General features: G+C 67.9%; 24 protein-coding genes and 1 pseudogene. 18 read left to right on the forward strand and 7 right to left on the reverse strand.

Annotated elements, in window-relative coordinates:
- Positions 1-12: 12 nt before the first annotated feature.
- The 5 genes and pseudogenes from MCHLDSM_RS35595 to MCHLDSM_RS03235 all read left to right on the forward strand — a co-directional run.
- Positions 13-1,116: pseudogene (locus MCHLDSM_RS35595) on the forward strand (zinc-binding dehydrogenase); the annotation flags it as partial.
- A gap of 19 nt (positions 1,117-1,135) precedes the next feature.
- Positions 1,136-2,560, forward strand: a complete 1,425-nt coding sequence (locus MCHLDSM_RS03220) for an aldehyde dehydrogenase family protein (RefSeq protein WP_407661892.1) — start codon at positions 1,136-1,138, stop codon at positions 2,558-2,560.
- A complete protein-coding gene (locus tag MCHLDSM_RS03225) occupies positions 2,557-3,333 on the forward strand; it encodes a crotonase/enoyl-CoA hydratase family protein (RefSeq protein ID WP_048468849.1) in 777 nt (258 codons plus the stop codon). The genes MCHLDSM_RS03220 and MCHLDSM_RS03225 overlap by 4 nt, the downstream gene beginning before the upstream one ends.
- Positions 3,330-4,436, forward strand: a complete 1,107-nt coding sequence (locus MCHLDSM_RS03230) for an acyl-CoA dehydrogenase family protein (RefSeq protein WP_048468982.1) — start codon at positions 3,330-3,332, stop codon at positions 4,434-4,436. Before MCHLDSM_RS03225 ends, MCHLDSM_RS03230 begins: the two co-directional genes overlap by 4 nt.
- Before the next feature lie 53 nt (positions 4,437-4,489).
- Positions 4,490-5,491 (forward strand): acyl-CoA dehydrogenase family protein, encoded by a 1,002-nt coding sequence (locus MCHLDSM_RS03235; protein ID WP_048468850.1) that lies wholly within the window; start codon positions 4,490-4,492, stop codon positions 5,489-5,491.
- 59 nt (positions 5,492-5,550) lie between these two features.
- Here the strand turns inward: MCHLDSM_RS03235 and MCHLDSM_RS38335 are convergent, their stop codons facing one another.
- Complete coding sequence (locus MCHLDSM_RS38335) at positions 5,551-6,384, reverse strand: hypothetical protein (protein ID WP_156455020.1); 834 nt, start codon at positions 6,382-6,384, stop codon at positions 5,551-5,553.
- Positions 6,385-7,071: 687 nt separating this feature from the next.
- Between MCHLDSM_RS38335 and MCHLDSM_RS03245 the strand changes: the two genes are divergently transcribed.
- From MCHLDSM_RS03245 to MCHLDSM_RS03270, 6 genes are read left to right on the forward strand one after another with little or no spacing between them, the layout of a single operon-like run.
- Complete coding sequence (locus MCHLDSM_RS03245; protein WP_048468852.1) at positions 7,072-7,563, forward strand: nuclear transport factor 2 family protein; 492 nt, start codon at positions 7,072-7,074, stop codon at positions 7,561-7,563.
- Positions 7,560-8,423 carry an SDR family NAD(P)-dependent oxidoreductase gene (locus tag MCHLDSM_RS03250; protein ID WP_048468853.1) on the forward strand — a complete coding sequence of 288 codons (864 nt, stop codon included), beginning with the start codon at positions 7,560-7,562 and terminating at the stop codon, positions 8,421-8,423. The genes MCHLDSM_RS03245 and MCHLDSM_RS03250 overlap by 4 nt, the downstream gene beginning before the upstream one ends.
- A gap of 1 nt (position 8,424) precedes the next feature.
- A complete protein-coding gene (locus tag MCHLDSM_RS03255) occupies positions 8,425-9,462 on the forward strand; it encodes an alpha/beta hydrolase (RefSeq protein WP_048468854.1) in 1,038 nt (345 codons plus the stop codon).
- Positions 9,452-10,528: a hypothetical protein gene (locus MCHLDSM_RS03260; RefSeq protein WP_048468855.1), complete on the forward strand. Its 1,077-nt coding sequence runs from the start codon at positions 9,452-9,454 to the stop codon at positions 10,526-10,528. Before MCHLDSM_RS03255 ends, MCHLDSM_RS03260 begins: the two co-directional genes overlap by 11 nt.
- A gap of 17 nt (positions 10,529-10,545) precedes the next feature.
- Positions 10,546-11,328: an SDR family NAD(P)-dependent oxidoreductase gene (locus tag MCHLDSM_RS03265; protein WP_048468856.1), complete on the forward strand. Its 783-nt coding sequence runs from the start codon at positions 10,546-10,548 to the stop codon at positions 11,326-11,328.
- Positions 11,321-11,761, forward strand: a complete 441-nt coding sequence (locus tag MCHLDSM_RS03270; RefSeq protein ID WP_048468857.1) for a nuclear transport factor 2 family protein — start codon at positions 11,321-11,323, stop codon at positions 11,759-11,761. Before MCHLDSM_RS03265 ends, MCHLDSM_RS03270 begins: the two co-directional genes overlap by 8 nt.
- Positions 11,762-11,774: 13 nt before the next feature.
- On the opposite strand, the gene MCHLDSM_RS03275 is transcribed toward MCHLDSM_RS03270, so the two are convergent.
- Together MCHLDSM_RS03275 and MCHLDSM_RS03280 are read right to left on the reverse strand one after the other, a co-directional pair.
- A complete protein-coding gene (locus MCHLDSM_RS03275; protein ID WP_048468858.1) occupies positions 11,775-12,068 on the reverse strand; it encodes a hypothetical protein in 294 nt (97 codons plus the stop codon).
- Entirely contained in the window at positions 12,065-13,213 is a 1,149-nt protein-coding gene (locus MCHLDSM_RS03280) for a 3-ketosteroid-9-alpha-monooxygenase, oxygenase component (protein ID WP_048468859.1), read from the reverse strand. Before MCHLDSM_RS03280 ends, MCHLDSM_RS03275 begins: the two co-directional genes overlap by 4 nt.
- A gap of 136 nt (positions 13,214-13,349) precedes the next feature.
- Here MCHLDSM_RS03280 and MCHLDSM_RS03285 point away from each other — a divergent pair, with 136 nt between their 5' ends.
- Positions 13,350-15,074 (forward strand): 3-ketosteroid-delta-1-dehydrogenase, encoded by a 1,725-nt coding sequence (locus tag MCHLDSM_RS03285; protein WP_048468860.1) that lies wholly within the window; start codon positions 13,350-13,352, stop codon positions 15,072-15,074.
- Here MCHLDSM_RS03285 and MCHLDSM_RS03290 read toward each other — a convergent pair.
- Positions 15,071-15,736, reverse strand: coding sequence for a helix-turn-helix transcriptional regulator (locus tag MCHLDSM_RS03290; protein WP_048468983.1), 666 nt, complete (start codon positions 15,734-15,736; stop codon positions 15,071-15,073). The genes MCHLDSM_RS03285 and MCHLDSM_RS03290 overlap by 4 nt on opposite strands.
- 129 nt (positions 15,737-15,865) lie before the next feature.
- Here MCHLDSM_RS03290 and MCHLDSM_RS03295 point away from each other — a divergent pair, with 129 nt between their 5' ends.
- From MCHLDSM_RS03295 to MCHLDSM_RS03305, 3 genes are read left to right on the forward strand one after another with little or no spacing between them, the layout of a single operon-like run.
- A complete protein-coding gene (locus MCHLDSM_RS03295; protein ID WP_048468861.1) occupies positions 15,866-16,411 on the forward strand; it encodes a flavin reductase family protein in 546 nt (181 codons plus the stop codon).
- On the forward strand, positions 16,408-16,995 hold the full coding sequence (locus tag MCHLDSM_RS03300) for a PaaI family thioesterase (protein ID WP_048468862.1): 588 nt from the start codon (positions 16,408-16,410) through the stop codon (positions 16,993-16,995). The genes MCHLDSM_RS03295 and MCHLDSM_RS03300 overlap by 4 nt, the downstream gene beginning before the upstream one ends.
- A 57-nt stretch (positions 16,996-17,052) precedes the next feature.
- Positions 17,053-17,817, forward strand: a complete 765-nt coding sequence (locus MCHLDSM_RS03305; protein WP_048468863.1) for a TspO-related membrane protein — start codon at positions 17,053-17,055, stop codon at positions 17,815-17,817.
- Here MCHLDSM_RS03305 and MCHLDSM_RS03310 read toward each other — a convergent pair.
- Complete coding sequence (locus MCHLDSM_RS03310) at positions 17,814-18,695, reverse strand: endonuclease/exonuclease/phosphatase family protein (protein WP_082168675.1); 882 nt, start codon at positions 18,693-18,695, stop codon at positions 17,814-17,816. The genes MCHLDSM_RS03305 and MCHLDSM_RS03310 overlap by 4 nt on opposite strands.
- Positions 18,692-19,147 carry a MarR family winged helix-turn-helix transcriptional regulator gene (locus MCHLDSM_RS03315; protein WP_082168676.1) on the reverse strand — a complete coding sequence of 152 codons (456 nt, stop codon included), beginning with the start codon at positions 19,145-19,147 and terminating at the stop codon, positions 18,692-18,694. The genes MCHLDSM_RS03310 and MCHLDSM_RS03315 overlap by 4 nt, the downstream gene beginning before the upstream one ends.
- Positions 19,148-19,212: 65 nt before the next feature.
- Between MCHLDSM_RS03315 and MCHLDSM_RS03320 the strand changes: the two genes are divergently transcribed.
- The 3 genes from MCHLDSM_RS03320 to MCHLDSM_RS03330 all read left to right on the forward strand — a co-directional run bounded on the left by MCHLDSM_RS03320 (position 19,213) and on the right by MCHLDSM_RS03330 (position 22,337).
- Positions 19,213-20,424: a multidrug effflux MFS transporter gene (locus MCHLDSM_RS03320; protein ID WP_048468865.1), complete on the forward strand. Its 1,212-nt coding sequence runs from the start codon at positions 19,213-19,215 to the stop codon at positions 20,422-20,424.
- 108 nt (positions 20,425-20,532) lie between these two features.
- Positions 20,533-21,213: a phytanoyl-CoA dioxygenase family protein gene (locus tag MCHLDSM_RS03325; RefSeq protein ID WP_048468866.1), complete on the forward strand. Its 681-nt coding sequence runs from the start codon at positions 20,533-20,535 to the stop codon at positions 21,211-21,213.
- Between the two features lie 77 nt (positions 21,214-21,290).
- Positions 21,291-22,337, forward strand: coding sequence for an esterase family protein (locus MCHLDSM_RS03330; RefSeq protein ID WP_407661890.1), 1,047 nt, complete (start codon positions 21,291-21,293; stop codon positions 22,335-22,337).
- Here MCHLDSM_RS03330 and MCHLDSM_RS03335 read toward each other — a convergent pair.
- The gene (locus MCHLDSM_RS03335) at positions 22,334-23,182 is read right to left on the reverse strand and encodes a DUF4344 domain-containing metallopeptidase (protein ID WP_048468986.1); all 849 of its coding nucleotides are present in this window, start codon (positions 23,180-23,182) and stop codon (positions 22,334-22,336) included. The two genes, MCHLDSM_RS03330 and MCHLDSM_RS03335, sit on opposite strands and share 4 nt — an antisense overlap.
- Positions 23,183-23,204 lie beyond the last annotated feature (22 nt).

Below are 23,204 nucleotides of genomic sequence, written 5' to 3' on the forward strand. Positions count from 1 at the left end.
GGCCCCACCACCGTGTACACCGGCCGCATCGCCCGTTTCGACGAACCCGGCTCACCCTTCACCCTCCAGACTGTCACCCTGCCCGAGGTCGGTCCAGGACAGGTCCTGATCCGGGTGTTGCGCGCCAACATATGTGGGTCCGACGTGCACGCCTGGCACGGCACGTTCGCCACGCGTGGGCTGGGAGGCCAACTGCCCACCGTCCTGGGTCACGAGATGGTCGGAGCGGTCGAAGCTCTCGGCGACGGCGTGCACTCGGATTCCAACGGCGCGCCCCTGACCGCCGGCACGCGGGTGGTGTTCCCCTACTTCTACAGCTGCCACACCTGCCGCAATTGCCTGGCCGGCCGGCGCAACGGTTGCCTGAACCTCACGATGGCGATGCTCGGCCGCGCCGACGAACCGCCCTACTTCGTGGGCGGCTATGGCGACTACTACCTGCTGCCCGCGGGCGCCGTGATCTACACCGTGCCGGACAGCGTCAGCGACGAGATCGCCGCCGGCGCCAACTGTGCTCTGTCACAGGTCATGTACGGGCTCGAGCGCGTCGACATGGCGCACGGGGAGCATGTCGTGGTCCAGGGGGCGGGGGCACTCGGGCTCTACGCCATCGCCGTGGCCAAGGCGCGCGGTGCCGCGCAGGTCATCGCCATCGACGCCGTGCCCGAACGACTGGAATTGGCCGCCGAGTTCGGCGCGGACACGGTGATAGACCTCAACGAGGTCGCTGCGCCTCGGGAGCGCGCCAAGGCGGTCCGCAAGCTCACCGGCGGTCACGGCGCCGACGTGGTCGTCGAGGTCGTCGGACACCCGGCTGCCATCGACGAAGGTCTGCAGATGCTCGGCCAGTTCGGCCGCTACGTCGAGATCGGCAACATCAACGTCGGACAGACCTTCGCCTTCGATCCGTCCCGGTTCGTCTTCTCGAACAAGACCATGGTCGGGGTGTCGCTCTACGACCCGGCGGTCCTGTCGCGGGCCCTGACATTCCTCGAACGCCATCAGCATCAGCTGCCGCTGCATCGACTCGCCGCGGCGTGCTACTCGCTCGCCGACATCAACGACGCGTTTTCCGCCGCGGACGGGAAGCGCGACGTTCGCGCCAGCATCGTCCCCCACCCACAGAAGGATGACCATGCCCACCTACGAGCGCCCCTTGCTCTTCATCGACGACCAGTGGGTACCACCGGCCGACAACGGCCTCATCGACGTCGTCGATCCGGCCACCGAGACGGTGATCGGGCACGTGCCGGCCGGCGGCGCCGCCGATGTGGACGCCGCGGTCGCGGCGGCCCGGCGGGCCTTCGACCCCACCATCGGTGTCGCCGAACGCCGCGAGCGCCTGCACCGGGTGATCGACGCCCTCGAGAAGCGTCTGCCCGACATCGCCGAGTTGATCACCGCCGAGATGGGTGCTCCAGTCCGGATCGCGCAGACCGTACAGACGCAGGTCCCGCTGGCGGTGGCCAAGGGCATCGCCGAGGTCGTCGACACCTTCGACTTCGAAGAGCGCATCGGCAACTCGCTGGTGCTGCGCGAACCCTACGGTGTCGTCGCGGCCATCACGCCGTGGAACTATCCGCTGTATCAGGTTGTGGCCAAGGTGGTTCCGGCGATCGCCGCCGGCTGCACCGTGGTGCTCAAGCCCAGTAACGACGCTCCGTTGTCCGTGTTCGAGTTCGTCGAGGCCTGCCAGGACGCGGGGTTGCCGCCGGGGGTGCTCAACGTCGTCTCCGGCCCCGGCCGGGTGATCGGTGAGCGCCTGGCCACTCACCCCGACGTCGACTTCGTCTCGTTCACCGGCAGCACCGAAGTGGGAGCCCGCGTCGGCGAGCTGGCGGGCCGATCGGTCACCAAGGTCGCGTTGGAACTGGGCGGCAAGTCGGCCAACGTCATCCTCGACGGGGCCGACCTGGCGACTGCGGTCAAGGTGGGCGTCGGGAATGCGTTCCTCAACGGCGGACAGACCTGCATGGCCTGGACGCGGATGGTGGTCCCGCAGTCCCGCTACAGCGAGGCGCTGGACCTCGTGGAGAGCGCCGTCGGCCGCTACACCGTGGGCGACCCGTGGGACCCGGCGACGCGCATCGGGCCGTCGGCGTCACGGTCGCAGTTCGACACGGTCCGCGGATACATCGAGCGGGCGCAACGCGACGGTGCACGCCTGCTCGTCGGGGGCGCCGAACCGGTGCGTGACGTCGGGTTCTTCCTCGCTCCCACCGTGTTCGCCGACGTCGATCCCGCGTCAGAACTCGGCCAGGAAGAGGTGTTCGGCCCCGTGCTGGCGGTCATCCCCTACACCGACCACGACGACGCCCTGCGCATCGCCAATGCAACCCCCTACGGGTTGTCGGGGGCGGTCTGGGCCGCTGACGACGACACCGCGATCGCTTTCGCTCGAGGTGTACAGACCGGGCAGCTCGACATCAACGGCGGCGCCTACAACCCGCTCGCCCCGTTCGGCGGATACAAGAAGTCCGGCATCGGCCGCGAACTCGGTCGATTCGGCTTCGAAGAGTACCTGCAGACCAAATCCCTTCAGCTGAAAGAGCGCCGATGAGCACCCCGTTGCGTGTCGAGACCGACGGTCCGGTGCAGGTGTGGACCATCAATGTTCCGGAGGTCGGCAACGCCATCACCGGGCCCGAGGTCATCGCCGGGTTCGAGACGCTCGTCGATGCGGTCAACCAGGACAACGCCATTCGTGCGGTCATTCTCACCGGCGCCGGCAAGATCTTCTCCGCCGGCGGCAACGTCAAGGAGATGGCCGACCGGCAGGGCATGTTCGGCCTCGCCCCCATCGATCAGCGCCGCGCGTACGTGGACGGCATCCAACGCATCCCCCGCGCGCTCGGTCGACTCGAGGTGCCGTTGATCGCCGCGGTCAATGGGGCGGCCATCGGCGCGGGCTGCGATCTGGCGATGATGTGCGATATTCGCATCGCCTCGCAGCGCGCGTCGTTCGCCGAGAGCTTCGTCACGCTCGGCCTGATCCCCGGCGACGGCGGCACCTGGTTTCTGCCCCGCGCCATCGGGTACGCCCGCGCCGCGGAACTGACCTTCACCGGCGAACGCATCGACGCCGACACCGCCCTGGAGTGGGGCTTGGTCAGCCGCGTCGCCGCGCACGACGAACTGCTCTCGGAAGCAAGGGCATTGGCCGATCGGATCGCCGTCAACCCGCCACACGCCCTGCGAATGGCCAAACGGCTGCTGCAGGAATCGGTGAGCGGTTCGCTGGAATCCACCCTGGCCATGGCCGCGGCGATGCAGCCGTTGGCCCACCACGACACCGAGCACGAACAGCGCATCGCTCGGTGGAGGACCTCATGACCGAGGGGTTGCGCGCCGAGGTCCGCGCCTTCCTGGCCGAGCAGCTCGCCGCCGGTGCGTTCACGCCGTCGGTGGACTCGTGGCTGTGTGGTTGGGATGAAGCGTTCACCACGGCTCTGGCGCGCCGTGGCTGGCTGGGGATGACGGTGCCCCAGCGCTACGGTGGGCACGGCCGGACCTTCGGTGAGCGCTTCGTCGTCACCGAGGAGCTGCTGGCCGCCGGTGCACCGGTGGCCGCGCACTGGATCGCCGATCGTCAGATCGTGCCGTCTCTGCTCAAATACGGTACCGAGGAACAGAAGTCCCACTTCCTGCCGCGGATCGTGGCGGGCGAGTGTTTCTTCGCCATCGGGATGAGCGAGCCGGACTCGGGATCGGATCTGGCCAGCGTCCGCACCCGTGCCGTGCCGGCTGACAATGGCTGGTCGCTCACCGGTACCAAGGTATGGACCTCCGGAGCGCACCACGCCCATGCCTTCATCGTGCTGGCACGCACGGCGCCGGTGGACCCGGCGCATCGCCACGCCGGCCTCAGCCAGTTCATCGTCGACCTCCGCAGTCCCGGAGTCGAGGTCCGTCCGATCGTGTCGATGAACGGCAATCACCACTTCAACGAGGTCATCCTCGATGGGGTCTTCGTCCCCGAATCCCGGGTGTTCGGCCGGATCGGCGGCGGTTGGGAACAGGTCACCTCGGAGCTCAGCTTCGAGCGCAGCGGGCCGGAACGGTTTCTCTCCACGTTCCCCCTTCTCGCCGCGGCCATCGACTCCCCCGTCGGAGCGCCGGTAGCTACCGACGCCGCGTGGGGGCAGCTCGTGGCACGCATCAGCGCGCTGCACCACATGTCCACCGCCGTCGGCGACGCGTTGCAGCGGGGCGAGAACGCCGACGTCCCGGCGGCGGTGGTCAAGGTCCTCGGCACCACCACCGAGGGTGATATCGCCGACTTCGCCGCATACGCCTACGGAGACGACGCGCCACCCGACCGGCCGTGGGAAGAGTTGGTGGTCGACGCCGTCGACCAACGCCCCGGCTTCACCTTGCGCGGCGGGACCAATGAAGTGATGCGCGGCGTGATCGCGCGCGGATTGGGGTTGCGATGAACAGCACTGCGGTAGAACAGATTTCGTCTGCAGTCGATCCCGAACTCGCTACCATGATCGACGGCGTCCTCGCCGAGTACCGCAACTCCGCTGCGACCGTCGCCGCCGGTCAACGCAGACGCTGCGACCGCGACCTCTGGCAGCGGCTCGACTCACTGGGACTGGTACGCCTGACCGGCGCCGAATGCGACGGCGGGAGTGGCGCAGGCTGGGCCGAGGCCGCGGAGCTGATAGCCGCGACCGTCCGCCACGGCGTTCATCTTCCTTGGGCTGAGCACGATCTCCTGGCCTGCTGGCTGATCGACCAGGTGTCCGGGCCGGCCGAGCACATGCTGCACACTCTGTGTCAGCTGGCGCCGGGTGAGTCCACGGGCCCCACGCCGTGGGCTGGTGAGGTGGACCGTCTGGCCGTGCTGTGGCACGGAGACGACGGGCATCGGCTGGCCCAGGTCGACACCGCCGATGTACAGATCACGCACGGCACCAACATGATCGGGGAGCCGCGCGATCACGTGACCGTGGATGTGTCGACGCTGGGCGGGGTCCGGGTGCCTCCGGAACTGGTCACCATCGTGGGCCGTAAATCGGCGATGGTACGAGCCCTGCAGGTGTGCGCAGCGCTCGATCAAGCAGTGGCTCTGTCCATCGAGCACGCGGCATCGCGGGTTCAGTTCGGCCGGCCGCTCGCGAAGTTCCAGGCCATCCAGAATCTCATCGCCGACGCCGCCGCCGAGGCTGCACTGGCTCGCATCGCCACCGAGGCGGCGGTGAACACGGCGATCGACAGCGATTGGCGCGCAGCGTGCCTCGATTTCCAGATCGCTGTTGCGCGCTCATGCGGGGGACAAGCATCGCTGGTGGTGACGCGCAACGCCCATCAGGTGCACGGTGCGATGGGAACCACGATCGAGCACCGCCTGCACGAGTACACGCGTGGCGCGCTGGCGTGGCGATCCGACTTCGGCTCCGCGCGCTTCTGGGACATGCAGGTTGCGGCTCAGGCCAGCGCGGGCGGACGTTCAGGACTGTGGGAGATGATCACCGGCCGAATGTGATTCACCGGCGAGGGGGCGCTCGGTCGCGATGACCCAGCGCCCCCCGATCGGCAAGAACCTCAGACTACGGTGAGCATGACGGTCTGTACGGGGTCCCCGTTGTAACGCTTGAACAGGTTGGCGAGACTGAACCGGTTGTCGGTGACGAGCACCGTGAATGTGTCGGCTCCGCCACCCGCGGCCAGGAACGCCGGATCGGCCCGATAGGAGAAGGTGCCCGTGATCTCGTCGATGGTGACGGTGCCGTTGCGCGGCTTGCGCACCACGATGTAGCGGACCTCCGGACGCACGACCTCGCCGGTGAGTACCCCGAGTGCCGTGCCGTCTGCGTTGAGCGCGCTCTCGCTGATCACCGTCCCCTCGACACCCTTCAGATCGCCCGTCCCGAGGTCGGAATTCAGTGTCGCAACGGACTTCTCGCTCGCTCCGTCAGCAGACAGGTTGCCGACGAAGTCGAGCACGACGTCGCCGGCGCCGAGGCCGTCGATGGTGACCGTTCCGGTTTCCTTACCTGCGTAATACGCCAGCGAGTAGTCAGGATTCAGGTAGACGGTTGTGCTGTCGACGGCGGCGGGAGCGTTCCAGTTGTCTCCTACTCCACCTCCGATGACAGCCGGGTTGGTGTATCCGAAGCCGATGAGGCCCGGGACCTCCTCACATCCGCACGGGGCGGGCGTCGGCGCGCCCGCCCGAACTGTCGACCGGATCTGTACCCGCTGTCCGAGCTCGTCGGGATCGCGGGCGTCGATGTCACCGGTGATGGTCCCGTTGACGCCCTGACGGTTGATCTGCACGTCGGTGACGACCGGTGCCGCATTGAAGACGTTGCGCTGCAGGAAGGTCACCACACCGGCCAGAGGCTTGGGATGTTGGCCAACCGGCGGAGTTTCCACCGTCTTGCTCTCGCGCTTCGGCGCGAGAGCAAGGCTCCGCCGCACCGTAGTGGCGCGAGACGTAGTGGCGTCGTTCTTCACCCCGGACACCGCCTCGGAAGCCGCTGAGTCCTTGGCGGATCGCAGCGCTTGCCGGTCCTCGCGCGATCCGCGTGGGCGGACGGCTTCACTCGTGCTCTGCTGACGGGCTTCCCTCGCTTTCGCCACGCGGGACGGGCCCTTCGTGTCATCAGCCGATCGCGCTGTAGCACCGGAGACACTCTGTGAGGTCGTCGATCGGCTCGCCGAAGAAGAGGACTCACCATCGTCGGCGGACGCCACTCCGGTGGCCAGCGACGTCATCATCCACGTCGATGCGGCGAATCCGGCTGCGACACCGACTCCCTTGGCCACTGTGCGCGCCTGGGTGCGGTGCACCGGCTGATAGCCGACGGTCGGTGGTCGCGCGGAGTACCGCGTGTGTGACGGCGCTGCCTTCATGAGGATGACCTTCCTGGGAGTGAGTTGTGAGACAGCCAGAGCGTGCCGACCGGGTGTGGCCTACGCCACACCTCGTCCCGATCACCGGACACACTCGCCTGCTGTCATCGATGACTTCTCCGGTACGACTGCTGTGCTCGCATCAACGTCCCGCTCACCGGTCAGGTCAGCTCGGCGTTGCTTCAGGGTCGGTTTGACTGACCTGTCATGAGCACCGAGATCACGCTGCCTGAGGTCCAGGAATTCATCGCCGGCTTCTGGTACCACTACGACGAAGGACACTTCGACGAGCTGCGTTCCCGAATCGGCGAGGACATGCAGTACCTGAGCCGGTCGCTGTCCGGGAACTGTCCGTTCGAGCACCTGCTGGCCGCCGAACTACACGGCGGCGCAGAAACCCTCGCCTGGCTCATCGAACACCGCAACGAGAATCCCTACCCGTGTCGGCACCACGCCACCAACATCTTTCGTACCGCCACCGACGGTGACACCACCCGTGTCCGCTTCAACATGTTCGTCAACCAGATCACCAACAACGTTCCCTTCGCCGTCTCCAGCGGCGTCGCAGATGTCGGCATCCGCCGGACGGGAGACGGTCTGGTGTTCACCTCGATGACCGTGATGCTCGACGCCGACGACTCGATCCCCTTCGCCGAACACGCCGCCAAGGCGACGTCGGCGAGCACGCAGCCCGCGTGAACGCCCGCCAAGTGTTCGGCGGCGGCGTCGCCGTCATCACCGGCGCCGGTGCAGGGATCGGCGCGGGCCTGGCCCGCCATGCCAGCCGGCTCGGTATGACTGTTGTCCTCGTCGACATCGACGCCAACGCCGTCGCGGCGCTGCGCGACGAACTGCGGTCCGCCGGAGGCTCGGCGATCGACAAGGTCTGCGACGTCCGCGACGCCGAAGCAGTGCAGGCGCTCGCCGACGAGGTACACGGCGATCTGGGGCCGGTGCGCCTGCTGGTCAACAACGCCGGCGTCGAGCAGTTCGGTTACCTGTGGGACACCCCCGTCGACAATTGGCGACGCGTCGTCGAGGTGAACATCAACGGCGTCTTCCACGGCATCCGGGCGTTCCTTCCGCACATGATGGCCGCCGACACGCCGGCGTGGGTGTGGAACCTGTCCTCGATCGGCGGGGTCGCTGTCGTGCCACTGCAGGCGCCCTACATCATGAGCAAACATGCGGTCCTCGCGCTCACCGAGTGCTTGCACCTCGAGGTCCAGGCCGCGGGGCACGCCGACCGAATTCACGTGCAGGCGGTGTTACCCGGCGCAGTGGTGTCGAACATCTTCGAGTCCGCAGGCGGTGTCGACGTCGGCGACACCGGCGCCGCCGAATCGCAACGCGCCGCCATGCTCGACATCAAGGCCGCCGCCATGGACCCCCTGGCCGCCGCCGAAGTGGTGTTCGACCAGGCCGCTCAGGAGCGGTTCTATCTCCTCACCCAACCCGACTACGTCGGCTCGGCGATGACCGAACGCGCCCGTGTCCTGACCAACCAGGAAGCTCCCCGGCTGCGAACCGCACGTCGCTTCGACCCCGCGCAGAACTGAGATGCGCTCCCCACGACTGGATCCCGATGCCGCCGCGCGGGTCGCCTCCTTCGGCGCGCCGACGCCGATGCGCGCCCGTGGGCTCAGTGCCGTACGGTCGGACGTCGAATCCGCGCCCCATCCGCCCATGCCGACCATGGCGCGCATCGAGGACCTCATCGCACCCGGCCCGGCAGGGCGTCCCATACCGGTGCGGTTGTACCGACCCACCACCGCGGCGCAGTCCCCGGCACTCGTGTACTTCCACGGCGGTGGGCTGGTGATGGGATCGAATCACTCGTTCGAGCCTCTCGCACGGGAGTTGGCTCAGGCCAGTGGCGCGGCAGTCGCCGCCGTGGACTACCGATTGGCTCCTGAATCCCCGCCACCGGCGCAGTTCGATGACGCCTGGGCGGCCACCGAATGGGTTGCTGCCCATGCCGACCAGCTGGACCTCGACGCCGAGCGGCTCGCGGTCGTCGGCGACAGTGCGGGCGGATCCCTGGCCGCTGCGGTGGCCCTGGCCGCGCGCGACCACAGCGGACCCGCCATCGCGGTGCAGGTCCTGCTCTATCCCGGCCTGGACCGCGACATGGGCGCCCGGTCGATCACCGCCATGCCCGATGCGCCGATGCTGGCCCACGACGACATCGTGTTCATGCACGAGACCGTCGACCGCGGCGCCACCCCGCACTCCCCCTACCAGGTTCCGGCTCACGCCACCGATGTGAGCGGCCTGCCGCCGGCGATCATCGTCACCGCCGAGTGCGACCCCATCCGCGATTGGGGAGAACGGTACGCCGGCCGCCTGCGCGATGCCGGGGTGCAGACCACCCTGACCCGCTACCCCGGCATGTATCACGGTTTCCTGATGCGCTCGGACGCCACCGCCCGCGGGCGGTTGGCCATGGCCGAGATCGGTGCGCTCCTGCGCGCAAAGTTCACTCACGCTGTCGATTTCGCGGCATGTCCCGATCACCGGACGTCCACCACATCGCCGGCCGTGGCGCCGCCCACAATCGATGAGCACATCACCCAAGGAGAACACCATGCTGACTGACGAGCGACGCCTCGAACTGTCCAATGTGCTTCGGCCGGTCGCGCCGCCGCGCGAGGTCACCGACGTCTACACCGCCGACCAACGCGAACGCCTCTTCGACGTCGTGCGGACCCAGGGGCCGTGGAAGCTCATCATCGCCCAGCACTTCGCGTCGGCAGACGAACTGATGGCCACCATGAGTGGCGCTTTCCCCGAAGGCTTCGAGCCGTCGCTGGATCTGTTCCTCACCCCCACCTTCCGCGGCTATCTCGCCAACTACGGTGCCGTGCTCTATCCCGAACTGCACGACTGCTTCTACAACACTGAGTTCCTCGAGCACGCCAAGCGGTACTGGAGTGCCGAGTACGCCAAGCCGGAACTGATGTTGTTCAACATCAACGGCCCCTGCGCCAACCGCGATCCGGGGCACCTGGACTCGCCGAGCTTTCGCGGCGTCCGCCATGAGAACGCCCCCACGTGGCTCTGCAGCGTGATGGGCAAGTCGGGCCTCTTCACCGACTACCTGATCAAGATGGCGCAGGTCATCACCTGGTTCTCCCTCGATGAGGGGTCCGGGTTCACCTATTGGCCCGACGGTCCGCTGAAGCCGCCCGCACGCGTGCTTCCGCCGATCAACAACCGCGGCGTGGTGGTGCAGAACGAGATGATGGTGCACCGTGGCGAGGCCAACGGCCCACTGGAGCAACAAGTTCCGGCCGGACTCGCGTTCGACACCGTGTTCACCGGAGATCCCACCGACCGCGATTCATGGCTGCTCAAGAACGGCGATGACGTGATCGCACGCCACCGCACCGACGAGCTGAGGTTCTTGGTGCACTGGTCGGCCGAGGTGTTCTCCGACTACGACGAACTCAAGAAGAACATGGACGGCTCCGACGACCTGACCATCGACAAGGCGATCGACATGCTGGTGGACAACCTGGCCGAGCAGGGTGTCGCATTGGACATTCCCAGTAACCCGCTGCACGACCCCGCGTTCATCGGTGCGCTCAACGCCGCCTACGACCTGGGCGGACCCACCTCCTATCCCGAAGCGGCCCCGCTGAGCGCGTTCCAGCCGGCCTGAGCGAAAGGCGCACTGTCATGGATCGTTTCACCGATCGGCGCGTCATCGTCACCGGTGCCGGCTCGGGCATCGGGGCGGCCACCACGGCACGGCTGCTCGACGAGGGCGCCACAGTCGTGGCGTTCGACATCTCGGCCGACGGCTTGGCCGCCACGGCGGCCGCCGCCGCCCAGGCCGGCACGGACAAGCAGTTGACCACCGGGGTGCTCGACATCGCCGTCGAAGACGACGTCATCGCCGCCGTCGACACCGCGGTGGCCGACCTGGGCGGGCTCGACGTCCTCGTGAACGTCGCGGCGATGCAGACGTGCTCGCACACCCACGAGACAACCCTGGCCGACTGGAACCGCACGCTGGCGGTCAATCTGACCGGCACCTTCCTGATGACCCGCCAGGCGTTGCCGGCACTGCTGGCCTCCGGCCGTGGCGTGGTGGTGAACTTCACCTCCACCGCAGCCACGTTCGCTCATCCGTACATGGCGGCCTACGCGGCGAGCAAGGGTGGCATTCTCAGCTTCACGCACTCGCTGGCACTGGAGTACTCCAAGCAGGGACTGCGCGCGGTCAACATTCAGCCCGGCGGGGTCTCGACGGCGTTGGCCAACAGCACCCTGGACAAGATGCCCGACGGCTACGACATCGGTCTGTGGGCCAAGCAAACCCCGCTGCTACACGGCACCGACAACGCCATCCTGGGCGACGCCAGCGCCGTCGCCTCGGTCATCGCCATGGTGGCTTCGGACGACGGGGCCTTCGTCACCGGAACCGAGATCCGCGTCGACGGCGGCGCGCATGCCTGACGAGCTGCAGGTGTTGCTCGACGAGCGCGCGGTCGAACGCGCACTCATCGTCTTCGCCCGGGCGATGGACGACCGTGATTGGGCCGCAATGGCGGATGTCCTCGACGACCAGGCTCAGGGAGATTTCGGTACGGGGCTGGTGACCGGCTCTGCCGCGATCGTGGATCTGATCCGTCGATTCCTCCATGCCTGCGGCCCGACTCAACATCTCCTGGGCAACGTCGTCATCGACGTGACCGGAGACCTCGCGGTCAGTCGCGCCTATATCCGAGACGTTCATCTGAATGCGATCGCCGACCCGTCGACGCGCTTCTACACACTCGGTGACTATCGCGACAGGTGGCGTCGCGGCTCAGCCGGACAATGGTGCCTCACGGAGCGGATCAAGATGAACCGGGCTCATGTCGGACCGCTCGAGATCTTCGACGGCTGAGCGCTTCCCGGCATCAGACGCCGTTGACGTGCACGCAGTCATCGACGATCGCGAGCGTTCCGCTCACGGCATCCCGCCGAATCGCCTCGGCCAGGGCCGAGCACGCCAAGAACACGGGGGTTCCGTGGGGATTGTCCACCTGTGCCGCCGTACGACGTTCCACGCAGCGGCTCATCGCGGCGCTGGTCCACTGGACACTGGTCTGATTCCAACTGCTCTTGCGGGCCTCCACGCACGCACCGCACTGCTGACACACCACCGGTGTCATCGGAGCGTCGGCCAGCCGGACGTCGGGGCGGACGGTCATCCGGCTGTCGCGGACGTCGCGGCCGCACGGGCGGCAATGTTGGCCTCGACCTCTCTCATCCACGCTTCGTTGGGTCGGGTGGTGTCGAGTTCGAATTCGAAGCGGTCCACCATGTCCGGTGTCACCTCGGCGACGTCGACGTAGAACTGCTCGTACCAACGACGCAGCTGATAGACCGGACCGTCCTCCTCGACCAGCAGCGGATTGTCGATCCGGGTCTTGTTGCGCCAGATCTCCACATCCTGCTCGAAACCCATCTTCACGAAATCACCGAGCGCGATCGCCGTCTGCAACGCGAGGTCGTCGGGCATGAATGCGTTCTTCTCGACCATGATCCCGTACTGCAGCACAAAGGAATTCGCGTCAATCGGGTAGTGGCAGTTGATCAGGACGGTGCGCTGATCGAACTCGGGATAATGGTAGGTCAGGTCATCGATCATGAAGGACGGTCCGTGGTAGGACGCCAACGACGTGGTCCCCAAGATCCTGGAGCCCTCGGGATCACCGAGGTCGGGGCGGCCACCGCTCTTCATGTACTGGGTGGCGACATGGCCTTCGAAGATGTTCTTGAAGTGAGTGGGCAGCGAACCGTGAATGTAGAAGAAGTGCGCCATGTCGACGACGTTGTCGATGACTTCGCGGCAGTTGGTGTGCACGACCGTGCTGTACCAGTGCCAGTCGGTCCAGGACTCGCTGGTGGCGCCCTCGATGCGGGGAATGGTGACGTCCTCGGGTGGCGCCTTGCGCTCGGGATCGTTCCACACGAACAGCATTCCGTCTTGCTGCAGCGTGGGCCAGGACGCCGTGCGGGCCAATCGCGGAGTGCGCTTGCTGTAGGGCACCGACTTGCAGCGGCCGTCCCCTCCCCAGCGCCAGTCGTGGAAGGGGCAGGCGATCTCGTTGCCCTTGATCGTTCCCTGGGAAAGGTCGCCGCCCATGTGCCGGCAGTAGCCGTCGAGAACGTTGACGGAGCCGTCTTCGCCGGCGAAGACCACCAGCTTCTGCCCGAAGGCGTTGATCTGGTGCGGTGTGCCGTCGACGAAGTCCCGGATCAGACCCAGGCAATGCCATCCCCGTGCGAATCTCGTCGGAGCCGATCCGGTCTCGATCAACCGGATGTCGTCGGCGTCAGCGTGAGTGGTCATCGTGAGGTCCGTCCTTCGATCCGTGCGGGGTGAGGCTGTGTCCATCCAATCGCGCGACGGGTCGGATGGCAGGTGGGCGTTCCGCTCACCAGGACACCGGAATCCGCGCCGGCCCTACTGCGCTTATCGTCGCCCCGTGACCGCCTCCAGCCACCAGACGATCCCCGCCGGATTGACCGTCTCCGACACCGAGGTCGACCTGTTGGTCGTCGGATCGGGCACGGGCCTGGCAGCCGCGCTGGCGGCGTGCGAACAGGGACTTTCGACACTCGTCATCGAGAAGTCAGCGGTCGTCGGCGGCTCTACCGCTCGCTCCGGTGGAGCGTTGTGGTTGCCGGCCAGTCCTGTCATCGCCGAAGGGGGCGGCAATGATCCCTCTGCTCGCGCTGATACCTATCTGCGTGCGGTGGTGGGCGATTCCGCCCCGGAGTCGCGGTCGGCGGCATATCTGGAGCAGCTCCCTGCCACGATCGACATGTTGCGGCGCACGACCCCGATGAAGCTGTTCTGGGCCAAGGAGTACTCCGACTACCACCCCGAGGCTCCCGGTGGATCAGCGGCCGGGCGCACGTGCGAGTGCCGCCCCTTGGACACCACGATGCTGGGGCAGTACCGATCGGCGCTGCGCCCCGGGATCATGGAGGTGAGCATCCCCATGCCGACGACCGGCGCGGACTACCGGTGGCTGAACCTGGTGAGCCGCGTGCCTCGCAAAGGCATTCCCACGATCGCCAAGCGTCTGGCTCAGGGTATCGGCGGACTCCTGCTTGGTCGGCGGTACGCCGCGGGGGGGCAGGCTCTGGCCGCGGGACTGTTCGCCGGCGCCATCAGCGCCGGGATTCCGATCTGGCTCCACACCTCGCTGACGTCGCTCACCACAGACGGCGATCGCATCACCGGCGCAGTCATCGAGCACCAGGGCAACACCTACACCGTGGCGGCACGGCGCGGTGTGGTGCTTGCCGCCGGCGGGTTCGACCACGACATGGACATGCGGCACAAGTTCCAGTCGGAAAGCCTTGGCGCCCATTTCAGTCTGGGTGCGGACACCAACACCGGGGACGCCATCCGTATCGGCCAGGAGGCCGGCGCGGACATCGCCCTGATGGACCAGTCGTGGTGGTTCCCTGCGGTCGCGCCGCTGCCGGGAGCCGCGCCGGCGGTCCTGCTGGCGGAGCGCTCTCTGCCGGGATCGTTCATCGTCGACCAGCACGGGCAGCGGTTCGCCAACGAATCATCGGACTACATGAGCTTCGGGCAGCGTGTCCTTGCCTTGGAGAGCGCCGGCACCCCCGTGGAATCGATGTGGTTGGTCTTCGATCAGCAGTACCGCAACAGCTACGTCTTTGCCGCCGAACTGTTCCCGCGCATGCCCCTCCCGCAGCGCTGGTATGACGCCGGTATCGCCGTGCGCTCCGACGACTTCGGCGAACTGGCCGCGAAAATGGGCGTTCCCGTGGACGATCTGTGCGCCACCGCGACCCGGTTCAACGAAAACGCCTCAGCAGGGCAGGATCCCGACTTCGAACGGGGTCGCAGCGCCTACGATCGGTACTACGGCGACCCCACCGTCACGCCCAACCCAAATCTGCGTCCGCTCGTCAAGGGCCCGTTCTACGCGGTCAAGATGGTGCTCAGCGACCTCGGGACATGCGGTGGCCTGCGCGCCGATGACCACGCGCGAGTACTGCGCGAGGACGGCACCGTCATCGACGGGCTGTACGCCATCGGCAACACCGCGGCCAACGCCTTCGGCGACACGTATCCGGGCGCTGGCGCGACCATTGCTCAGGGGCTGGTGTACGGCTACATCGCCGCACTCGACGCGTCGCGACGACCGCCCGCCCCGACCTCGCGCTAGTCGGCGTCCTCGGCTTCGACCTGCTTTTCGATCTCATACCAATACGTCGGGTCCGGCCACGGGATCTTGGCGTCCTCACCGACTTTGGGGAATTTCGCTTCTGCCTCGTCGAGGTCCTTGATGAGCTTCAGCGTCAGTTCCCGCTCGGAGGTGTAGTAGCGGTCCGCCCAGTCGAGTGCGATCTTGGCGTATGCCCACGAGGGGTCGGCGCCGGCCCACCGCGCCTCCGTGGCGGCGTCGCGTTGCATCTGGTCGACGTAAGCGATGTGCTCTTGGAGCATGTCCTTGAGCGCGGCGGGGTCGCTGAGGTGCCCCAGCGCGATCCGCAGGACTGCGGGGTGCTTCAACGACGGAGGCTCCAGGGGTGCCTCGCGGGCCCACCGGGTGACCGCGTCCAATCCGCTCTGCGTGATCTTGTAGAGCCGGCGCGAGCGGGTGCCGTTGTTCTCCACCCGCGAGGTCAACAAACCGAGTTTCTCGAGCTTCTTCAACTCCGAGTAGATCTGGCTGTAGGCCGGGCTGCCGTAGAAGAACCGCATGCTCCAGTCGATCCACTTACGAATGTCGTAGCCGGACAGTTCCTGCTCGTAGGACAGCAACCCCAGCAGCGCCCAACTGGTCGCTGACAGCTGGGGCTTGCCGGCCGATGCGGGTTCTGTCACGCGGCTAAGCGTAACAACCCAGGTCACCGCCTTGCGCACGATGAACCGCTGGATGGGACGGGCCATTGCGCACCGTCGCAGTACCCGACGATCGTGGGACGGGCCACCACCCGAAGGGACGGATTATCGATGGGATCCGACGAGCCCGGGGCCGCGGCGGCCATCCGCCCGGCACCGCAGGACATGCGCGCCGTCCTCGGTCATTTCTGCACCGGCATCGCCGTCATCACCGGCCACGACGGCCGCAAGCCGCTGGGTTTCACGTGCCAGTCGGTGACCTCGGTGTCCCTCGACCCGCCCTATGTGTCGTTCTGTCCTGCGGTGTCATCGACGAGCTGGCCGATGATCCGCTCCACGGGCCGGATGTGCATCAACGTCCTCGCCGCAGGCCAGGAAGCGGTCTGCGCGCAGTTTGCCCGGCGGTCCGACGACAAGTTCGCCGGCGTCGACTGGAGTCCCGCGGGTAACGGAGCACCCCGTATCCACGGGGCCCTGGCCAGCATCGAGGCCGACCTGGAGTTCGAGCACGGCGCCGGTGATCACACGATCGTCGTCGCGCATGTCACGGCGTTGAAGGCGCACTCTGGGCGACCGCTGTTGTTCTACCGAGGGGGCTACGGCGGCTTCGCCGACCGGCCGGTCGAGCCGGTGAACGATGCCGCGGCGGCTACGTGACCGCTTCCGACGCATCCGTTCCGGATGAGCTTTACGCCGAATTGACCGATTCGGTGCGGCGGCTGGTCGATGTGGCGATCCGCAGTCAGGCCGGCCCCACTGCCTTCCTCGCGGCGAAGACGAAGATCGACGACGCCGTCGCCGAGCTGAGCCGAGCGCCGCTTGCCGACTCCTTCGGTATTCGGCCAGCGCCCGATGGAACCTCCCGCGCCTGGGGCAACGTCGCCATGGGCCTGCGCAACCCCTTCGCCCCGCCGCTGGTCGTCCATCACGATGCTGACGGCGGCGTCTGGGCCGATGTGGTTCTCGGCGCGGCCTACGAGGGGCCGCCTGGGCACGTGCACGGAGGCATCTGCGCCCTGCTGCTCGACCACATGTTGGGCGCTACCGCCCACAAGCCAGGCCGGCCTGCCGTCACCGGGACTCTCACCGTCCGCTACGAGATGGGCACCCCGCTCGGGCCGTTGCGTGCCGAGGCTTGTGTCGACCGTATTGAGGGCGACAAGACCTTTGCCTCCGGACATCTTGCGACCGCCGAAGGTGTCACTGTTCGCGCGCACGGTGTGTTCTTCCATCCCGCGTGAGTCGCCTGACCGTCGACCTCGCGCCCATCCGGGCGGCCGCGGGCACCGAATCCCTCGGTGACCACAGCTCCCCCTACGAACTCCCCGTCGGTGCGGCCGTGGCGCCGCGTGCTCGTCGTGCTGGCCGTGAGCCAGTTGATCGCGCCGCTGGTGGTCAGTGCGCTGGCCGGCGACTTCCTGCGCTCGGGCGCCACCAACGAGGCGTTGATCACGCCGGCCGGGTACGCGTTCGCGCTGTGGAGCGTGATCACGCTGCTGTGCGCGGCGACGGCGCTGGCCGTGTGGCGGTTCGGGTTGGGGTCGTCGTGGGAGACGAGCCTGCTGATCGACGCCTCGGTGGTGTTCGTCGGGTTCAGCGTCTGGCTCGCGGTGGCCGCGCAGAACTGGCTGTGGGTCACCGTGGCGGTGTTCGCCGTGATGGTCGGTGCGCTTGCCCACATCATGCTGCTGCTGGTGCGCCGCCGCGGCGATCTGTCTTGCCCGCCGTGGCTGACCACGCTCGCGACCGTCACGTTCGGCCTCTATCTCGGGTGGTCGTCGATCGCGGTGTTCGCCAATATCGCTGCCGCACTGATTGATTCCGGCGTGTCACCGGACGCCGCGCTGTGGCAGGGGGTGGTGCTGGTCGCGGCGGCGGCCTTCGCGGTGCTGCTGACGGTGACGCTGCGCGGGACGGTGGGGTATGCGGCCGGGGTGCTGTGGGCGCTGGTGGCGATCACGGTCGGCGCGGCCGGGCGTGACAGCGTGGCGCTCGCGGTGACGGCGGCAGTGGCCGCGCTGGTGGTCGTCGCGGCGACCGCGTGGACCCGGCGCGTGTCCTAACGCGCGAACCATTGCCGACGGCCAGGACGGTCGTCGGCGGTAACCGGTTGAGCCTCGAGTCGGCACAGCACCCCGAAGTGGTCCGACGGGAAGATCCTCGGCAGCGACGGTGCGATCGGCGCGCGGCCGAGCAGGCCGATGTCCACGGCGTTCCATGCCGGCCCCGTGAGCAGCACCCGATCGAATCTGACCTGGCGGTGTTTGTTCTTCATGTCGTAGCGCATGTGGTTGATCGAGGTGTCTTCGGTGAATCCCGATTCGTCCGGCCGCAATTGCGGCCACACGTCCTGATACCGCGGGTCCAGGACGTGGCTCTCGTCGTCGCGCATGTTGAAGTCGCCCAGTATCACGACATCGCCGTCGTCGCCGAATGCGCGCCACAGACTCGACATCTGGCGGGCTCGCAGCTGTCGCGCCGTCTTTCCGCTCTCGAGGTGAACGGACACGATCTTGAGATCGCGTCCGTTCACGGTGAACTCACCCGTCAGGTACCCGCGCGACAGGCGGCTGGGCAACCGTGTGTAGGTGCAGCGTCGCACGGGGAGCCGGGACAACATGAGCATGCCGTAGTTGTGGTCGCCGATCACCGCGGCGCGACGATAGCCCTCCCGTATCCACGGTTGCGCCAGGAACACCTCGAGCGCCGGGCGGGTCACCTCCTGGAAGACCATGACGTCCGGGTCTTCCCGGGAGAGCAGCTCGCCGATCGCGCGATGGCGCCGCTCGCGGTGGAGCTCGTTGAACCAGATGTTGAACGTCGCCACCGTCAGCTGGTGGCATGCGGCCGATCCGTGGTCGGCCAGATCGCGCCACCGATCGGCGTCCGCGTCGTAGCGCCCGACCGGGACGGTGATGCGCCTGCGGCGGAACAGGTTCATCGCGCGCCCGCGTCGAGTCCGCTTTCCAGCGCACGCAACAGCGACAGCGCCGCGGCGATGTCGTACTCCTGCCCCGACGCATCGAGTGCATCACCGACCAGCCGCGCCCAGATGGCGCGCAGCCGCGCCAGGTTCTCCTCGGCGAGCCGGGTCGAACGCAACACGACCTGTCGGCTGTCGCCGGGGTCGGCCGACCGGCGCACCAGTCCTTTGGCCTCGAGGTCGCGCAGTGCGCGGCTGAGGTTGCTGCGTTGGAGCCCCGTTCCGTCAGCGACGGTGCCCGCGCTGACGTCGGGGTGATGGTCGATGAAGCGCAGCACCGTCACCTCGGTGGCCGACAGTTCGACGACGTCCGGATCGGCGGCGGCCTGCGACCTGACCGCGCGCGCCACGGCCATCACGACGTCGGCGAGGTCCGCGAGTTGCTCGGCGCGGGACGGGCGGGCTTGCACGATCCCACCCTACCTGATAGTTATGTAGTGATAACTATTTGTTGATAACCATCTTGGGAGATTCCATGACCGCCACCGTCGACACGACGGCGCGCCGGGACTCGGCGCCGCAGATCACCCTGGGGCTGCTCGTCACACTGGCGCTGCTGTCGGCCGTCGCGCCGTTCGCCACCGACCTCTATCTGCCCGCGTTTCCGCAGATGGTCGACGATCTGCACACCTCTGCGACCAGCGTGCAGCTGACGCTGACCGCGTTCCTGCTCGGCCTCGCGGCCGGCCAGCTGGTGTTCGGTCCGCTCTCGGATCGCTACGGGCGGGTCAGGCCGCTGGTCATCGGTGCCGTGGTGTGCGTGCTCGCCAGCGTGGTCGCCGTCCTCGCCCCCACCATCGAGGTGCTGGTCGCCGCGCGGCTCGCGCAGGGCCTCACCGGTGCGGCGGGCATGGTGATCGGTCGCGCCATCATCTCCGACCTCGCGACCGGCCGCGCCGCGGCGCGCGCGTTCAGCCTGATGATGATCGTCGGCGGTATCGCGCCGATCGCGGCGCCGCTGGCGGGTGGCTTCCTGGTGCAGCCGCTCGGGTGGCGTGGTGCGCTCGCGGTGATCCTGGCGCTCGTCGTCGCCATGCTCGTCGCCGCGCTCGTGGTGATCCGCGAGACCCACACCGAGGAACGTCGCGCCGCGCTGCGCGCCGACAAGGCCACCAAGGGCTCACCGCTGAAGGACCTGACCCGGCGCGCCTACCTCGGCCATCTGGTGGCGTTCGGGTTCGCGTTCGCGGTGATGATGGCCTACATCTCGGCGTCGCCGTTCGTCTACCAGACCATGATGGGCCTCAGCTCCGCGCAGTACGGAGCGATGTTCGGCGTCAACGCTTTCGGGCTGCTGTTGATGAGCGCGACGAGCGCTCGGCTCACAGCGCGTGTCGAGCCGCGCCGGCTGGCCGGCGCCGGCCTGCTGCTCATCCTTCTGGCCAGCATCGCGGTGCTGACGATCGCGGTCGCGGGCGTTCCTGCGGGCTGGCTCGCGCTGCCGCTGTTCTTCGCGGTCGCGGGCATGGGCCTGATCTTCGGCAACACCACCGCGCTGGCGCTCTCGGCCGCGCCCCGGGCCGCGGGCACCGCGTCGGCTCTGCTCGGTGCCACGCAGTTCGGGCTCGCGGCCGTGGTGTCGCCGCTGGTCGGTCTCGCTGGAGAGCACACCGCGACACCGCTGGGCATCGTGATGGTGTGCGCGGCGGCGATGGCCGGCCTCGGCTTCCTCACCGCCCGCCCCTGACCGCGAAACTGTATTCCACGCGCCGAAATCCGCGAAAACGCCGCGTGGAATACAGTTTCGGCGGAAAAGCGTTGGCATCACACGGCACCGCTGTGCCACGCTCGCGGCGTGGTCGACCTCGAAGCCTTCGACACCCACGGCTACCTCACGCTCGAGCAGGCCGCGCCGCGCGCCGTCGCCGACGAGGCCCGTGAGCTGCTCTGGCGACAGCTCGGCGTCTCGCCGGACCCGGCGACCTGGACCCAACCGGTGATGTGGACCGCCGACCTGACCGGTGAGGGCCCGTTCGGCGAACTCGCCCGCAGCCCGGTACTGGCCGACGCACTCGACGCGATCTGCGGCGAGGGCGGCTGGCTGCCCCGCGGCGCGCTCGGCAACATCCCGGTCCGCTTTCCGGTGCAGCCGCCCGCCGACGACCGCGGCTGGCACATCGACCTCAACACCCCCGGCGAGGACGGCGCCTGGTTCGTGACGAACCGCCCGCAGACGCTGCTGGTGCTGACGTTGCTCTCGGAGGTGACGATCGACGACGCGCCGACCCGGATCCGGGCCGGATCGCAACGCGACACCGCCCGGGTGCTCGGCGACGAGCCGCTGGACGCCGTGCAGGCGGGCGCGCTCCTCGACGCGGCCAGCGCATCGCGGCCGGTGCATCACGCCACCGGCGCGCCCGGCGACATGTTCGTCCTGCACCCGTTCACCGTGCACGCCGCCGACGAACACCGCGGCAGCACACCACGATTCATGTCGCAGGCGCCGGTGCTGCTGACCCGCCCCCTCACCACCTGACAACAGCTCGGTAACAACCCGGTCACCGACCGCGCGGCCTGCGGGCGTCGGCCCGGGCGCCGGATAGGTTCGCGCGCGTGGCCTCCTTGGGACGCCGGCTCCGTCGCGCCGGCACACGTGTCGTCCTCGCCGCGCTGCTCGCCGTCACCGCGCTGACGGTCGGCCCGCACCCGCAGGCGCACGCGTTCTCCCGCGAGGGGTTGCCGATCGAGCAGCTCGACGTGCCGTCGCCGTCGATGGGCCGGACCATCCGCGTCGAATTCCAGGGCGGCGGCCCGCATTCGGTGCTGCTGCTCGACGGGTTGCGCGCCCAGGACGACTTCAACGGCTGGGACATCAACACCTCCGCGTTCGAGTGGTTCTACCAGTCCGGCGTGTCGGTGATCATGCCCGTCGGTGGGCAGTCGAGCTTCTACGCCGACTGGTACCGACCGGCCAAGAACCGCAACGGGACGCTGACCTACAAGTGGGAGACGTTCCTGACCAACGAGCTGCCGACCTGGCTGGCCGCCAACCGCGGGCAGGATCCGTTCGGCAATGCTGTTGTCGGGCTGTCGATGTCGGGCAGTGCGGCGTTGACGATGGCGGCCTACTATCCGCGCCAGTACAAGTTCGCGGCGTCGCTGTCGGGATACCTGGCTCCGTCGCAGAAGTTCTGGCCGCCGCTCATCGACATCGCGATGCAGGACGCCGGCGGATTCGATTCGTACGACATGTGGGGCCCCTCCGGCTCACCGGCCTGGCTGCGGGCCGACCCGATGCTCAACATCAACAGGCTCGTCGCCAACCGCACCGCGCTGTGGATCTACTGCGGCAACGGCATCGCGTCCGATCTCGACACCGGCGCCGACCTGGGCATCAACCTCAGCGCCGGTTCCCTGGAGACCATCACGATCGCGACCAACAAGGAGTTCCGCGACAAATACCTCGCCGCCGGCGGCCGCAACGCGATCTTCAACTTCCCGCCCAACGGCACGCACAGCTGGGGGTACTGGGGTGCGCAGCTGCAGGCGATGAAGCCCGACATCGTGCGGCTGCTGGCTCCCCCGCCGCCGCCGCCTCCGCCGCCACCGGGAACGCCGCCGCCCCCCGCAGCGCCGCCCGCACCGGCACCGCCGCGCTAGCTCCGGAAGTAGGGGTCCAGCAGCGTCGACCACGCCTTGTCGAGCTGTTGCCACTCGTCGGCGCAACCGTCCGCGCGGTCCTCGGGCAGCTGACCGTCGGTGACGAGGTCGCCGTTGGCCTCCGGGTCGGACCCGTAGATCCAGCACTCCAGGTTGTAGACGCGCTGCTTGTCCAGCGAGTGCACGTCGGCCATGTCGTCGTCGCTGACGTCGGCGTTGCCGGACGCGTTGAACACCCGCGCGAAGTCCTTGACCGACTGCACCGACTCCGGGTCGGCTTTGCCGTCATCGCCGGGCGTCAGCAGGATGTAGGCGGCCAGCTGGTCGGCCACGTCCTCCTCCCGCCCGGTGACCGGCAGGTCGTACAGGGTGACCGCCATGTGCCCGACCTCGTGGAAGAACGTCGCCCACTCGGCGTTGATCGCACTCGCCGCGGGGTCGGGATCGCCTGCCTCGGTGAAGATCCGCTCGCTGTTGGCGGCGTCCTCGTAGCAGATCGTGACCGTCTTGGCGGTCGGGTCCCAGAAGGCGTTCGCTTCGTCGCACTGCACCCCGAGCAGCGGCACGTCATGGGGCAGTGCGAGCGTCTGGTTGACGTCGTCGGCCATGTCCTCGAGCACCTGGTTGTTCTTCAGCAGGTCTCGGCCTGCGACCGCGTCGGGCGTCGTCGCGTCCTCGTAGGTGACGGTCATGGACCCGCTGGGCGCGTCGTCACCGGCGTTGTCCGCCTGGGCAGTCGGGGACGCCGACGGTGCCGGGGTGGATGACTCCGCCGGCGACGGGGCGTTCCCGCAACCTGCCGCGAGCAGTCCGATCACCGACAACGCCGCCACCAGCACACGCATGGTGGACACCGTCGCAGATTCG

The organism is Mycolicibacterium chlorophenolicum (genome assembly GCF_001044235.1).
GTDB classification, from domain to species: domain Bacteria; phylum Actinomycetota; class Actinomycetes; order Mycobacteriales; family Mycobacteriaceae; genus Mycobacterium; species Mycobacterium chlorophenolicum.

Bases quoted from the DNA above. Each gene is read 5' to 3' on its own strand.
- MCHLDSM_RS03280 (WP_048468859.1), bottom strand. From the start codon at position 13,213: ATGACCACTCACGCTGACGCCGACGACATCCGGTTGATCGAGACCGGA.
- MCHLDSM_RS03245 (WP_048468852.1), top strand. From the start codon at position 7,072: ATGAGCACCGAGATCACGCTGCCTGAGGTCCAGGAATTCATCGCCGGC.
- MCHLDSM_RS03255 (WP_048468854.1), top strand. From the start codon at position 8,425: ATGCGCTCCCCACGACTGGATCCCGATGCCGCCGCGCGGGTCGCCTCC.
- MCHLDSM_RS03265 (WP_048468856.1), top strand. From the start codon at position 10,546: ATGGATCGTTTCACCGATCGGCGCGTCATCGTCACCGGTGCCGGCTCG.
- MCHLDSM_RS03310 (WP_082168675.1), bottom strand. From the start codon at position 18,695: ATGAACCTGTTCCGCCGCAGGCGCATCACCGTCCCGGTCGGGCGCTAC.
- MCHLDSM_RS03230 (WP_048468982.1), top strand. From the start codon at position 3,330: ATGACCGAGGGGTTGCGCGCCGAGGTCCGCGCCTTCCTGGCCGAGCAG.
- MCHLDSM_RS03235 (WP_048468850.1), top strand. From the start codon at position 4,490: ATGATCGACGGCGTCCTCGCCGAGTACCGCAACTCCGCTGCGACCGTC.
- MCHLDSM_RS03220 (WP_407661892.1), top strand. From the start codon at position 1,136: ATGCCCACCTACGAGCGCCCCTTGCTCTTCATCGACGACCAGTGGGTA.
- MCHLDSM_RS03320 (WP_048468865.1), top strand. From the start codon at position 19,213: ATGACCGCCACCGTCGACACGACGGCGCGCCGGGACTCGGCGCCGCAG.
- MCHLDSM_RS03275 (WP_048468858.1), bottom strand. From the start codon at position 12,068: ATGACCGTCCGCCCCGACGTCCGGCTGGCCGACGCTCCGATGACACCG.
- MCHLDSM_RS03260 (WP_048468855.1), top strand. From the start codon at position 9,452: ATGCTGACTGACGAGCGACGCCTCGAACTGTCCAATGTGCTTCGGCCG.
- MCHLDSM_RS03335 (WP_048468986.1), bottom strand. From the start codon at position 23,182: ATGCGTGTGCTGGTGGCGGCGTTGTCGGTGATCGGACTGCTCGCGGCA.
- MCHLDSM_RS03295 (WP_048468861.1), top strand. From the start codon at position 15,866: ATGGGATCCGACGAGCCCGGGGCCGCGGCGGCCATCCGCCCGGCACCG.
- MCHLDSM_RS03225 (WP_048468849.1), top strand. From the start codon at position 2,557: ATGAGCACCCCGTTGCGTGTCGAGACCGACGGTCCGGTGCAGGTGTGG.
- MCHLDSM_RS03270 (WP_048468857.1), top strand. From the start codon at position 11,321: ATGCCTGACGAGCTGCAGGTGTTGCTCGACGAGCGCGCGGTCGAACGC.